This window comes from Pectobacterium carotovorum (genome assembly GCA_016415585.1).
In the GTDB taxonomy this organism is placed as follows: Bacteria; Pseudomonadota; Gammaproteobacteria; order Enterobacterales; family Enterobacteriaceae; genus Pectobacterium; species Pectobacterium carotovorum_K.
The window spans coordinates 2115427-2129144 of the sequence record CP066552.1 but is presented as its reverse complement, the minus strand read 5'-3'; the positions used below and the strand labels follow the sequence as shown (position 1 = coordinate 2129144).

At 52.3% G+C, this 13718-nt stretch carries 12 protein-coding genes; 3 read left to right on the top strand and 9 right to left on the bottom strand.

The window, feature by feature from the left end; all coding sequences use genetic code 11:
• The first annotated feature begins 111 nt into the window (after positions 1 to 111).
• The gene (locus JFY74_09440) at positions 112 to 348 is read left to right on the top strand and encodes a major outer membrane lipoprotein (GenBank protein ID QQG30216.1); all 237 of its coding nucleotides are present in this window, start codon (positions 112 to 114) and stop codon (positions 346 to 348) included.
• A 176-nt stretch (positions 349 to 524) separates the two neighbouring features.
• Here JFY74_09440 and JFY74_09435 read toward each other — a convergent pair whose 3' ends face one another.
• From JFY74_09435 to sufA, 7 genes are all read right to left on the bottom strand, one after another.
• A complete protein-coding gene (locus JFY74_09435; GenBank protein QQG30215.1) occupies positions 525 to 1538 on the bottom strand; it encodes a L,D-transpeptidase family protein in 1014 nt (337 codons plus the stop codon).
• 386 nt (positions 1539 to 1924) lie between these two features.
• On the bottom strand, positions 1925 to 2341 hold the full coding sequence (gene sufE / locus JFY74_09430) for a cysteine desulfuration protein SufE (protein QQG30214.1): 417 nt from the start codon (positions 2339 to 2341) through the stop codon (positions 1925 to 1927).
• Between the two features lie 33 nt (positions 2342 to 2374).
• On the bottom strand, positions 2375 to 3598 hold the full coding sequence (gene sufS, locus JFY74_09425; protein ID QQG30213.1) for a cysteine desulfurase SufS: 1224 nt from the start codon (positions 3596 to 3598) through the stop codon (positions 2375 to 2377).
• Positions 3598 to 4944 carry a Fe-S cluster assembly protein SufD gene (gene sufD, locus JFY74_09420; protein ID QQG30212.1) on the bottom strand — a complete coding sequence of 449 codons (1347 nt, stop codon included), beginning with the start codon at positions 4942 to 4944 and terminating at the stop codon, positions 3598 to 3600. Before sufD ends, sufS begins: the two co-directional genes overlap by 1 nt.
• A complete protein-coding gene (sufC, locus tag JFY74_09415; protein ID QQG30211.1) occupies positions 4919 to 5665 on the bottom strand; it encodes a Fe-S cluster assembly ATPase SufC in 747 nt (248 codons plus the stop codon). Before sufC ends, sufD begins: the two co-directional genes overlap by 26 nt.
• A 97-nt stretch (positions 5666 to 5762) precedes the next feature.
• A complete protein-coding gene (gene sufB, locus JFY74_09410; GenBank protein ID QQG30210.1) occupies positions 5763 to 7262 on the bottom strand; it encodes a Fe-S cluster assembly protein SufB in 1500 nt (499 codons plus the stop codon).
• A 13-nt stretch (positions 7263 to 7275) separates the two neighbouring features.
• On the bottom strand, positions 7276 to 7647 hold the full coding sequence (gene sufA, locus JFY74_09405) for a Fe-S cluster assembly scaffold SufA (protein QQG30209.1): 372 nt from the start codon (positions 7645 to 7647) through the stop codon (positions 7276 to 7278).
• 426 nt (positions 7648 to 8073) lie between these two features.
• Here sufA and JFY74_09400 point away from each other — a divergent pair, with 426 nt between their 5' ends.
• Positions 8074 to 8475 (top strand): hypothetical protein, encoded by a 402-nt coding sequence (locus JFY74_09400; GenBank protein QQG30208.1) that lies wholly within the window; start codon positions 8074 to 8076, stop codon positions 8473 to 8475.
• Positions 8476 to 8547: 72 nt separating this feature from the next.
• Here the strand turns inward: JFY74_09400 and menI are convergent, their stop codons facing one another.
• Positions 8548 to 8964, bottom strand: coding sequence for a 1,4-dihydroxy-2-naphthoyl-CoA hydrolase (gene menI / locus JFY74_09395; GenBank protein QQG30207.1), 417 nt, complete (start codon positions 8962 to 8964; stop codon positions 8548 to 8550).
• On the bottom strand, positions 8964 to 12017 hold the full coding sequence (locus JFY74_09390; protein ID QQG30206.1) for an FAD-binding oxidoreductase: 3054 nt from the start codon (positions 12015 to 12017) through the stop codon (positions 8964 to 8966). The genes menI and JFY74_09390 overlap by 1 nt, the downstream gene beginning before the upstream one ends.
• A gap of 297 nt (positions 12018 to 12314) precedes the next feature.
• Here JFY74_09390 and ydiK point away from each other — a divergent pair, with 297 nt between their 5' ends.
• Positions 12315 to 13424: an AI-2E family transporter YdiK gene (ydiK, locus tag JFY74_09385; GenBank protein QQG30205.1), complete on the top strand. Its 1110-nt coding sequence runs from the start codon at positions 12315 to 12317 to the stop codon at positions 13422 to 13424.
• The last annotated feature ends 294 nt before the right edge of the window (positions 13425 to 13718 follow it).

Sequence of the window (13718 nt, the reverse complement as noted above, 5' to 3'; positions counted from 1 at the left end):
AACGATCAAAATTAAGCATGTTCTCATCAAAAATTTATTCTCATTAGAAAAAAGTTTGTGTAATACTTGTAACGCTACATGGAGATTAACTCAATCTAGAGGGTATTAATAATGAATCGTACTAAACTGGTACTGGGCGCGGTAATCTTGGGTTCTACTCTGCTTGCTGGTTGTTCAAGCAACGCTAAAATTGATCAGCTGTCTTCTGACGTTCAGACTCTGAACGCTAAAGTTGACCAACTGAGCAATGACGTGAACGCAATCCGCTCTGACGTACAAGCTGCTAAAGACGACGCAGCTCGTGCTAACCAGCGTCTGGACAACCAAGTTCGTACCTACAAAAAGTAATCGAACTGGTTAAGTCGTGAAAATGGCGCACAATGTGCGCCATTTTTTTGCCTTCATTTTACTCTCTCACCTTTCCTTTCAATCCTTTTTTACCCAGTCAGGTATATCCCCAGCCCTCTCCCATTTTTGGGGCAGCGCAGATGCGCCTAAGCGCATCTGGCCGGCTTATTTCACCATTAGCGCGCGGAAGTGCTGATAGCCGTGATCGGGGCAGCCTGATGCGTTTCAGGCGCTGAATCTACTGATGGCTGATAGGTATTGATATCTTGCCCTACGCTAACCACGATCGGCATGCCGGAACGGCGCACAATCGCATCAGCAACGGCCTTAGTGTCCGTTTCTGCATCCTTAACAAATTTTTGCGTCTTTGTCGTCAGCGGAATAGGCATAGTTTGCGGATCGTCTTTATCGGTCTTCGACAGAGGCTGATGCACTTCAACATAGCGTTTGCCGTCTGGCTCAACGGAAGTTTTAATCGCATCGTTAACAATCTGCACTCGCGTACCGACTGGCACGTTGTCGAACAACGCCTTGATGTCATCCGGACGCAGACGAATACAGCCGGAGCTTACACGCATGCCGATACCGAAGTCCGCGTTCGTACCGTGCAGCAGATAAACGCCACCGTGCGCTGACAGACGCAACGCGTGTAATCCCATCGGGTTATCCGGGCCAGCCGGAACAACAGCAGGCAACTTGATGCCCTGCTCTTCGAGATAATGCTTGCGGATGTTCGCCGTTGGCGTCCAGGTCGGGTTTTCACGCTTCTCGCTTACGCTGGTCGTCATCAGTGGCGTATTGCGTCCCAACTGACCAATACCGATCGGGTAAACGATGACGGTATTCTTCCCTTTCGGGTAGTAGTAGAGACGCAGCTCCGCCAGATTGACCACAATGCCTTCACGCGGGGTATCCGGCAGCAGCATTTGCGTTGGGATCGTGATTGTGGAACCCGCTGTCGGCAGGTAAGGATCCACGCCCGGATTCGCCTCCATCATGCCCAACAGACCAATCTTGAAATCCGCAGCGATAGCCTCCAACGGACGACCATCATTGGGGACCGTATAAGCGATATTCTCGCCGATAAGGCGGCTATTAGGTGGCGGTAGCGGGTATTCCGTCGCTTTAGCGGCGGTGCTGGCCAGGTATGCCGCGAAGGCCATACCGAGTAAAGTTAACGCGCGTTTCATATTAGGTTCCCTACAATCAATAACATCTGGTTATGTACCCAGAATGCACTATCCGGCTATACCTCTTGATCGGGTGTCAATCCGGCTATCACAGCCCCTTTCCACCGAGCGTGGGTATATATTAGCATTGTTGTAACAAAAGAATATTTTATTTAAAAATCAAAGCATTGATATTCAATTCTTTACAAAGCAGAGCCAGCATAAAATTTAATGGGAAATAAATATACGGGACGAATTCTGAAATATCAGCGAGTTAATAAATCAACCAAAAACAATAACGTGCCGTTGGTAAAAATCAGTAAGTGAAAAAACAAAAAAGCGCTGGACGTTTTTTTCCGTCACAGCGCTTTTTTATACTTCAGGAAAGCAGAAAACAGGGAAGAAAATTAAAGCAGTGCGGCAGCATGCGCACGAATCGCGCGCAGCATCGCCTCAAGCCCCTGAGAGCGGGATGGCGTCAGGTGTTGATTCAAAGCCAGCGATTCGAAGAATGGCCGCACATCTAGCTCAACAATCTCCTGCGCGGTCAGCCCCTGATACAGGCTGAAAACCACCGCAATCAGTCCCTTCACAATAGCGGCATCGCTGTCGCCATGCAGGACGATAATGCCCTGTTCATCAGGCTGCGCCACAATCCAAACCTGACTCTGGCACCCCGAAATCAAGTTATCTGGATTACGCCATTCGTCAGGCAGAGGGTCAAGACGCTCCCCTAACTCGATGACATAAAGATATTTTTCTTCCCAGTCATTGCAGCGCGCAAAGTTGCGCGCCAGTTTCTGCGGTTCTGGCAGACTCGCCATGTTTTCCTCCCCGAACAGATCCGCGCGCGGCGCTTAACTGCCCAGCAATCGATGGATACGTTGCAATCCGGCAACCAGCCGGTCAATTTCTTCGCGTGTAGTATAAACGGCCAGCGAGGCGCGGCACATACTAGGAACACCGTAGTGTTCCATCAGCGGCATCGCGCAATGGTGGCCGGTGCGAATCGCAATACCGTACTGATCGAGGAAACTTCCGACATCATAGGCATGGTGCTGCCCAAGATTAAACGCAATGACGCCGTGACGCTCAGCAGGACCGTACAGTGTCAGATCGGGCACCTGCGTTAACGCTTCCAGCGCATACTGCATCAGCGAGGATTCATAACGTTGAATATCTTCACGCCCCAGCGCCGTCACGTAGTCCAGCGCAGCACCTAAGCCTATGATACCGCCCGTGTTGGGCGATCCCGCTTCAAAGCGCCACGGTGAATCGGCATAGGTGGTGCCCGTACGCAGGCTCACCTGGCAAATCATCGCCCCGCCACCTTCCCACGGTGGCATAGCCTGAAGCAGGTCACGTTTGCCGTATAACACGCCAATACCCGAAGGGCCGTAGATCTTATGTCCTGAAAAGACAAAGAAATCGCAGTCCAGATCCTGCACATCGACAGGCTGATGCATAATCGACTGCGCGCCATCGATCAACACCACCGCGCCCGCTGCTTTTGCCTGCGCAATCATGGCTTTCACTGGGTTCAGCGTGCCCAACACGTTAGAGATCTGCGTTACTGCCAGCAGACGAGTACGTTCGTCCAGCAAGCCAGGAAGCTGCGCGATATCCAGCGTGCCCTCTTCAGCCAGCGGCAATACACGAACCTCAACGCCACGCGCTTCCGCCAGCATCTGCCAGGGAACGATATTCGCGTGGTGTTCCATCTCGGTGATGATCAGGTTATCGCCCGGCTGGATGAAGGTGCGGCCATAGCTGTTAGCCACCAGATTGATGGCCTCTGTCGTCCCGCGTACAAAGACAATTTCTTCTGCTGAGGCGGCATTGATAAAGGATGCCACCTTTTCGCGCACCGCTTCCATCGTGCTGGTCGCCTGTGCGCTCAGCGTGTGAATGCCGCGATGCACCGCAGCATATTCATGGCGATAGAATTCGGCTTCGCGATCGATTACCGCGTGCGGTTTTTGCGCACTCGCGGCGCTATCAAGATAGGCTAACAGATGGCCGTGAACCTCACTTGCCAGCAACGGGAAATCGGCGCGAACCCGTTCAATAGGATAACTCATCATACCGCCTTGCCGGCATTCGCCAGCGCGTTTGGCAAACGCTGCGCGATACGTTCCAGAACCACATCTCGCAGAGACTCGTTTTCAATTGCTTCTGTGACTTCCGCCGCAAAGGCGAAGATGATCATCTGTTGCGCATCCTGCTGCGTAATACCGCGGGAACGTAGATAGAACAGCTGTTCTTCGTCCATACGCCCAATAGTGGCGCCGTGGCTGCATTTCACGTCGTCTGCGTAGATTTCCAACTGCGGCTTGGTGTCGACTTCAGCCAGTCGGCCAAGCAGCAGGTTATTGTTGGTCATCTGCCCGTCAGTTTTCAGCGCATGCGGCGCAACTTTGATCATGCCGTTAAACACCGCTCTGGCACGATCGTTGACGATAACCTTATGCAGCTGGCGGCTTTCGCCATAGCCCTGATTGTGTTCCAGATACGTTCGCGTATCACACACTTCGCTACCAACCGGCAGAATCAGGCTGTTCATGGACAGATTAGTGCCTTCACCGTTCAACTGGGCGCTGGTGTTATGACGCGTCAGACCCGCACCCAGCAAGAAGCTGTGGCTACGAACCCGAGCATCACGCGCCAGAACCAGATCGTTGTGCGCGAAGTGGTAGCCTGCTGCCGCTTCAAACGCCAGCTTATAGTGGCTAACCTGGCTATTTTCCGCCGCATTCACCGTCAGGCGTGCGCCAGTAAAGTGCGCATGCTCATCCAGACTGACGTAGTGCTCGATAATTTCCGCACTCGCGCCATGTTCGACGTTCAAATGATGGCGATGGTGAACTGTGTTCAACGCCGCTGCCTGACAGCTGCTGATGTGCAACAGATAAAGCGGTTTTTCCGCCTGCTGTCCGGCAGCCAGGCGAATCAGCGTACTGGTGCTAGCCAGACTTTCGGTCAGATGCAGGAACACTTCTGACTGGATGGCCGCAGGCAGCGCGCCACGCGCACGCGACGCCTGTACATCAACCTGATAAGGGCCCCAGGTGCTGTCGCTGAGTTCGGCATTGAATACGCCATCGACAAACACCAGACGCCAGCTATCCACGGCTAATGCCAAGGCATCTACCGCTGCACGATCGAGAGACTGTGCCTGCGGTGCGACAAATTCGTTGCTCAGCAAGCCATCCAGCGGCGTGTATTTCCAGTGCTCATGCTTACGGTGCGGTAAGCCAAGGCGCACTACGTCCTGCCAGTGTTGGTTCGCCTCTTCAGAACGGCGCGACGCATCACGCTCAAACAGGCCATGCCATTGTTGCAGCGCCTGCTCTTGCTTCTGGGCGATGCTGGTTTTACCCGTCGCGTTGTCGCTCGTCACCTTATTGCTCGTCGGTAAGCCAGCCATAGCCTTGCTCCTCCAACTGTTTCACCAGCGAAAAATCACCGGATTTCACAATACGTCCCTGATACAGAACGTGGACGTGATCCGGTTTGATGTAATCAAGAATACGCTGGTAGTGCGTTACGATGATGAACGAGCGTTTGCCGTCACGCAGGGAGTTTACGCCGTTAGAGACGATTTTCAGTGCATCGATGTCCAGCCCGGAGTCGGTTTCATCCAGAATGCACAGGTCCGGCTCCAGCGCCGCCATCTGCAGAATATCATTACGCTTCTTCTCACCGCCGGAGAAGCCCACGTTGACCGAACGGGTCAACAAATCTTCCGGCATATTCAACAGCTTGATCTTTTCTTCGATAAAGTCGGCGAAGTCAAAGCGATCCAGAGGTTCCTGCTCACGGTATTTACGCACCGCGTTAACGGAGGTTTGCAGGAAGAATTGGTTGCTGACGCCGGGGATTTCGACAGGGTACTGAAACGCCATAAAGACGCCTTCACCCGCGCGATCTTCTGGAGCCAACTCCAGCAGGTCTTTCCCTTTGAAACTGACAGAACCGTCGGTCACTTCATATTCTTCACGTCCAGCCAGCGTTGCGGAGAGCGTACTCTTTCCTGAACCATTTGGGCCCATAATCGCGTGGACTTCACCCGGCTTAATGGTGAGATTAAGCCCTTTGATGATCTCTTTGCCTTCTACGCTGACTTTTAAATTTTCGATGCTTAACATGCTTATTCCTTCCAACGCCCAATGTGGCGAGCGCTTAATGAATTCCGGGACCGATGATTCTCATTATTCGTCTGTGAAAATCCCGGTAACCGCCGAATTAACCGACGCTGTGTTCCAGGCTAATCGCCAGTAACTTTTGTGCTTCTACCGCAAATTCCAGCGGCAATTCAGAGAAGACGTCCTTACAGAATCCGTTCACGATCATCGAAATAGCGTCATCTTCGCTGATACCGCGTTGCAGACAGTAGAACAGTTGGTCTTCACCAATTTTCGAGGTCGTCGCTTCGTGCTCCAACTGCGCGGTATTGTTGCGCACTTCCACGTAGGGGAAGGTATGTGCGCCGCACTCGCTGCCGATCAGCATAGAGTCACACTGGGTGAAGTTACGGGCGTTGGTCGCGCTCGGCATGATCTTCACCAGACCACGATAGGTGTTCTCACTGCGTCCGGCGGAAATCCCTTTGGAGATGATGGTCGAACGGGTGTTTTTACCGATGTGAATCATCTTGGTGCCGGTATCGGCCTGCTGACGACCGTTGGTCAAGGCAACAGAGAAGAATTCGCCGACGGAGTAGTCACCGCGCAGAATAACGCTCGGGTATTTCCAGGTAATCGCTGAGCCAGTTTCTGACTGCGTCCATGACATTTTTGAGTGCTCACCGGCACACAGCGCGCGCTTCGTCACGAAGTTCAGAATCCCGCCTTCTGCGTCATCTTTACCGGAGAACCAGTTCTGCACCGTGGAGTATTTCACTTCGGCATTCTTGTTGATGATGACTTCCACCACCGCGGCGTGCAGTTGGTAGGTGTCACGAACCGGCGCGGAGCAGCCTTCGATGTAGCTGACGTAGCTGTCATCATCGGCGATCAGGATCGTACGCTCGAACTGACCGGTTTTCGCCGCGTTGATGCGGAAATACGTCGACAGTTCCATCGGGCAGCGCACGCCTTTCGGGATGTACACAAACGTGCCGTCAGAGGCAACCGCCGAGTTCAGCGCCGCAAAGAAGTTGTCGTTCGCCGGTACGACCGTACCGAGATACTGACGTACCAGATCGGGATGTTCCTGAATCGCCTCGCTGAATGAACAGAAGATAATGCCTTTTTCAGCCAGCTCATGCCGATACGTGGTCGCCACAGATACGGAGTCGAAAATCGCATCGACCGCCACTTTCTTGCCCTCACGGACAGGAACACCCAGCTGATTAAACGCATTCTCTACTTCGCTGGTCAGGTAATTATTCACGTCCGTAATCCCGGATTGCTGCTTGGCGCCGGGCTCAGAGCCGCAGCTGTCATCGCAGTTACCGCAGGAAGGCGCGGAATAATAGCTATAGTCCTGATAGTCGAGTTTTTCGTAATGGGCTTTTAACCAATGCGGCTCTTCCATCTCCAGCCACGCTTTGTAGGCGTTGAGACGGAATTCCAACATCCACTCAGGTTCATTACGCTTCGCCGAGATCGCCCGTACGACATCTTCGTTGATGCCATGCGCCAGCTCATCGGTTTCCAACTGCGTGAAAAAACCTTCTTTATAGCGTCCATCACCCATCCAGATCTGGACATCATCAGGTACATCTACCGTGCTACGAGCCATAATTTTTCATCACTTAAATGCCAAAGCTTTCGCCACATCCACAAGCATGCTGCGCTCTGGGATTATTAAACTTGAATATCTGATTCAGCCCTTCACGGACGAAATCAAGTTCTGTGCCGTCAATGAAAGGCATCGCTTTCAGTGGGACATACAGTTTTGCGCCATCACGTTCGAAGACCAGATCGTCGGTCTCAAACTCCTGTACCAGATCCAGCACGTAGCCAAACCCTGCACAGCCTGATTGTTTAACGCCGAGCCGCAGTCCTTGCACGGCTTCATCCTGCTTCATCAGATTCTTAATCTGCTTCACGGCGCTCTCGGTCAGCGTCAGTCCTTGCCAGACATTTTCATCCAGTGAAAACGTCCCTACATTTTCCGCTTGCATATGGAATACCTCATTGCGTGTGGTACCAGTTTTAGGCTGGTTTCCCCTAATGTTAGTGATAATGAAACTAGCTTCAACCTCTTGTTTCGCAGGGCTATTCGTAACATTTCGGTTTTTAGCGAGCCAATAGCGCTATTTTACACGTCTCCGACGCGCCAAACAACGTGGCGAAAAATCGACTAACCAATTGATAATAAATGAATTAATATCATCACCCCTGCCCCTTTCGGGAAGGTAAAAATTATCATCTCATTATCATTATTATAACATTTATCGGCGATACCTATTTGTAAAACAGGGAAGGTATATGAAGATTTATGTGATTTCCGATCGGACTTTTGACGTTAAAGCACATTTTGCCCATTGATCATGGCCTTTTTTATCAATATGATAATGATTATCATTTCATATTCGGGATCGATAACCATGCTTTCCGTGAATGCCTGGCTGCACCACCAAATTGACGAATATAAATTTCAGATTCGCGATGCCACCGTTGATTTCTATATGGCGGAAGCTCGCCTGAACCGTCCAGGAAGCAATATTGACCATTTACGTCGCTATCATAACGCCTGCATGGACATGGTTGAACTCTGTCTGAGAAATGGCGATGACGACAGCTATCTGCATGCGCTGGTTAAGCTGCACAATCGGTTGATTAAAGAGATTAATAATGAAGGGCGTTGCCACCTCTTTCGAGTGCAAAGCTACTACTTTGCCCGTAACACGCTGAAATCAATTTGCCATCAGCTAAGCATGCAAGGCTCATGGGATAAAGCCACCGAGTTTCAGACAGACTTTGTTAAGCGTGTGCCGTTTCTCCCCTGAAGAGCAATGTTTTCTCAGAACAACCGAACCAGACCCGCCAGCAGTCTGGTTCAGTGCTTCATGTTTACAGTTTTACGGTGTAATGACCGACGTCGTCAGACGTGAAATGCAGCACAGGCGATTCTGATTATCAAAAATCTCAATCTGCCACACCTGGCTACGGCGGCCAACGTGAAGCGCCCGGCATACGCCCCGCACTTCCCCTTCGCGCACGGCTCGCAGATGGTTGGCGTTAATTTCCAGCCCCACCACCTGCTGATCGCCTTCAGAACACAAATAGCCCGCGACGGAACCCAGCGATTCCGCCAGCACAACAGATGCACCGCCGTGCAATAAGCCAAACGGTTGACGCGTGCGAGAATCCACTGGCATCAACGCTTCCAGAGAATCCTCCGCGATATGGGTATAACGAATACCGATATGGCCCACCATACACGTTTGGCTCGGTTCATTAAGCTGCTCAAGCGTAACCTGTCGTTTCCATAGCATCAGATAATCTCCAGCAAGGCCTGTAGCGGATGGCGCAATGCGCTGCCTTCCATACGTTTCACCTGACTGCGGCATGAATAGCCGGTGGTCAGGCAGCGTTTCTGCGGTAACTTCTGCAACACCTGCTGCCAGGACAGCGCATAGATTCCCTGCGAGTTGGCAAGGTTCTTGGTTTCATGCCCGTAGGTTCCCGCCATGCCGCAGCAGCCGACGCTGACATTCTCCAGTTTGGCACCAAAGCGCGAGAAAATGTCGGACCACTGTTTCGTGCTGATCGGCAGCGCCGTGGTTTCCGTACAGTGCCCCAACAGATACCAGGATTTGCCAGTGGCAGGTTGCGGCGTGCTGTCTGCCAATGCCGTCACTAGCCATTCGTGCACCAGCTGCACCTGGAAATCGCCACGCTTCTCTCCCAGAATTTCACGATATTCGTCACGATAGCACAGCACCAGCGCGGGATCGACGCCCACCATTGGCATCCCCAGTTTGGCTACACGGTTCAGGAAATCTGCCGTCTTCGAGGCCGTTTTGGCAAAACGCTGTAAGAAGCCTTTAATGTGCTGCGCTTTTCCGTTCGGCGAGAACGGCAATAGCACCGGTTTCAGCTTCAGTTTTTCGATCAGGTGGACGAAATCAGCCACCACCTGCGCATCGTAATAGCTGGTAAACGGATCCTGCACGATTAACACATACTGCTGGCGCGCCGCTTCCGGCAACTGTTCCAGCTGTTCCAGCGTGGTGTTGACGCCGCTATGCCCGGCAAACTGCTGACGCAGCGACGGCGATGACAGTAAGGGCAAATCGACCATACCAATCTGGCTGCGGCTCAGGTTATTCAGCAGCGGCATTTTCAGGAAGAAGTTAAACGTCTTCGGGCTGCGCGCCATCAGCGGCGCATAGCTTTCGACACCGGCCACCAGATAATCACGCACCGGACGCAGATAGCGAGTGTGATAAAGCTGTAGGAAGCGAGAGCGGAAACCGGGCACGTCAATCTTGATAGGGCACTGCGTTGAACAGGCTTTACACGCCAGACAGCCCGACATCGCATCTTTAACTTCATGCGAGAAATCGTAATCACCCTGCTTCGCCTGCCAGGTATTGCGAGTCTTCTGGATAAAGGCGCGCAGGCTCAGCTTCTGCTGCGGCAACGCTTTTTCCAGCACTACCGGATCGACGCCCTGCTCCGCCAGCAGGCGTAACCATTCACGCACCAGCGTCGCACGGCCTTTCGGTGAATGAATACGGTTGCCGCTGATCTTCATCGACGGACACATTGGGCTACGAGCGTCAAAGTTAAAACACAGTCCGTTACCGTTACATTCCATCGCACCACGGAACGCGGTACGCACCGTCAGCGGGATCGTGCGATCAAACGTGCCGCGCTTAACCGCATCGACTTTCATCATCGGCGCATCCACGTCCAGCGGCGCACAAATTTTCCCAGGATTAAGTCGGTTATCGGGGTCGAACGCCGCCTTGATGCGGCGTAACTCGGCATACAGCTCCGGCCCAAAGAATTCAGGGCTGTATTCGGCGCGGAAACCTTTACCGTGCTCACCCCACAGCAGGCCGCCATATTTGGCCGTCAACGCGACAATTTGGTCGGAAAGCTGCTTCATCAGCATTTCCTGTTGCGGGTCGCACATGTCCAGTGCGGGACGGACGTGCAACACCCCTGCGTCCACATGGCCGAACATGCCGTACGTCAGGTTATGGCTGTCCAGCAGCGCGCGGAACTCTTCAATGTAATCAGCCAGATGTTGTGGTGGCACACAGGTATCTTCCGCAAATGGGATCGGTTTAGCCTGCCCTTTACTGTTGCCCAGCAGCCCGACTGCTTTTTTCCGCATCGCGTAAATACGTTCGATGCCAGCCAGATCGTTACAAGTTTGGTAGCCAATCACCCCGCCTTCGCCGGTAGCCAGCAGCGTATCCAACCGCTGACAGAGCGCGTCGACCTGCCCGTTAATCAGCGCCTCATCATCCCCTGCGAACTCCACGATATTCAGGCCGAGCATTTCCTGATTAGGCACATCGGTAATCAGTTCACTGACGGAGTGCCAGACGATATCTTCGCGGGCAAGGTTTAACACCTTAGAATCCACGGTTTCAACGGATAACGCCTTCGCCTCCACCATGAACGGCGCATTGCGCAACGCGGAGTTGAAGGAGTCGTATTTGATATTCACCAGACGACGGCTCTTCGGCAGCGGCGTGATATCGAGCTTCGCTTCGGTGATAAACGCCAGCGTACCTTCCGCCCCGGTCAGAATACGCGTCAGGTCAAAGGTACGGAGATCGTCGCTGAACACATGACGCAGGTCATAGCCCGTCAGAAAACGATTCAGCTTAGGGAACTTGTCGATAATCAACGCACGCTGTTCGCGGCAGCGGTGCAGCACCGTATGGTAAATACGGCCGATGGCGGAATCTTCTAACGCCAGTTTCTCTGCCAACTCTACCGGCATCGCCTGCGTATCCAGCATTTCGCCGCCCAGCAGAACCGCACGCAGCCCCAGCACATGGTCTGAGGTTTTACCGTACACCAGCGAACCTTGCCCTGATGCATCGGTATTGATCATACCACCCAGCGTTGCTCGGTTACTGGTCGACAGTTCAGGTGCGAAGAAATAGCCGTAAGGCTTCAGATATTGGTTAAGCTGATCTTTAATGACGCCAGCCTCGACGCGTACCCAGCCCTGTTCAGGATTGATCTCCAGAATGCGGTTCATATAACGCGACATATCGACCACGATGCCGCGGTTCAGCGCCTGCCCGTTTGTTCCTGTCCCGCCACCGCGTGGCGTAAAGGTCAACCCTGAAAAACGCGTATCACCCGCCAGCCGCGAGAGGATCGCCACATCGGCGGTTGAGCGGGGGAAAACCACCGCATCCGGCAAAAGCTGGTAGATACTGTTATCCGTTGCCATCGTCAGACGATCGGCATAATTAGTCGCCGTATCGCCTGTGAATCCATTTTTCTTCAATGCTTCCAGAAAATTAAGCACCGGCTGAACCAGCCCGGGAGATTGCGTGATCTGTGGGATCATTATTTTTTGACCCTGTCCGTACATGATGTGTTTGCCAATATGTCGTGAAATGCCTGTGAAGAGTCTGCTATAGCCGCTCTGTCATCGGGGACATCACGTTTTATCACATTTCGCAATCGTGTGCGCTCCCGGATCGGCAAAAACATACAGCGTGTTGGCGAACCGTCGTTTCACCAACAAAATGTTCAACAGGCTGTCAAAACACCCGGAAATATCTCATGATGACGCTGTGATTAAATCAGTTCACCCAAACCACCTCACCTTCAGCCTTTTCTTTTGCTATTGAGGAACCATTCGTTGAGCAAATATTCTCAACCACCACGATTTGACCTGGCCAGAATCCTGTTCAGTCTGGTGTTTATTACCATCATGATTATTGCCTGTTTTTGGGTGGTGCAGCCTTTTATTCTGGGATTCGCCTGGGCATGTATGGTGGTCATTGCCACCTGGCCGATGCTGATTAAATTTCAGGCACTATTATGGGGGCGGCGTTCTCTGGCAGTGCTGGTGATGACGCTGCTGCTTATCCTGCTATTTATTGTCCCGATTGCCGTTCTTGTCAGTAGCGTGGTGGATAACAGCTCTGCGCTGATGAGCTGGGGAGCCCGGCAGGAAAACTTTTCGCCCCCGACGCTGGAGTGGCTGACGTCCATTCCTTTAGTGGGAGAGAAATTATTTAACAGCTGGCAGGCGCTGTTGCAAAGCGGTGGCAGCGGTCTGTTCGCCAAAGTGCAACCCTATTTTGGTAAAACGGCGACCTGGTTGGTGGCACAGGCGGCGCATGTCGGGCGTTTTCTGATGCACTGTTCCCTGATGCTGATCTTCAGCGCCCTGCTTTATTACAAGGGCGAAGCCGTTGCGAAGGCCGTGCGACATTTCGCTATCCGGCTGGGACAGGAGCGCGGCGATGCCGCCGTGATTCTGGCAGCACAGTCAATTCGTGCCGTCGCACTAGGCGTGGTAGTAACAGCTATCGTGCAATCGGTGCTAGGCGGAATCGGTCTGGGGCTATCCGGGATTCCCTACACCACACTATTAACCGTTCTGATGTTTCTATGTTGTCTGGCGCAGTTGGGGCCACTTCCGGTACTTATCCCTGCCATTATCTGGCTGTATTGGACAGGCGATACCACCTGGGGCACCATCCTGCTGGTATGGAGCTGTTTCGTTGGCACCATCGATAACATTATCCGTCCGGTATTAATCAGAATGGGAGCCGATCTTCCTATGCTGCTGATTCTTTCTGGCGTGATTGGTGGGTTGTTGGCGTTTGGCATGATTGGGATATTTATTGGTCCGGTCGTCCTCGCCGTTTCCTACCGTCTGCTGTTTGCCTGGATGCGTGAAATCCCCGAACCGCAAAACATCCTCTCCGTTAATACGTCTAACACGACAGATAAAGAGTAAGACCGACAGTCACCGTTTTCTCTTCCCGTGGGCGGTACACCGCCCACGTATTCCCTCTCTCGGCATCGCTTCTTCGGCTCTATTTTCCGGTTCTATTTTTTCGACACTATCATTCCCTTACTTTTTCAATAGGTAAAAGTAGCTAATGATTAACCCTCTATTCTTAGGGATTAGTCCTAAAAATTTTGATATCATTTCTCTAATGCATCAATATTATTGACAATATAAAAACTCTGAGAGGTCAACTCTTAAAAGATAATTAACTATTAGGATGATTCTTAATGACGAAATAGG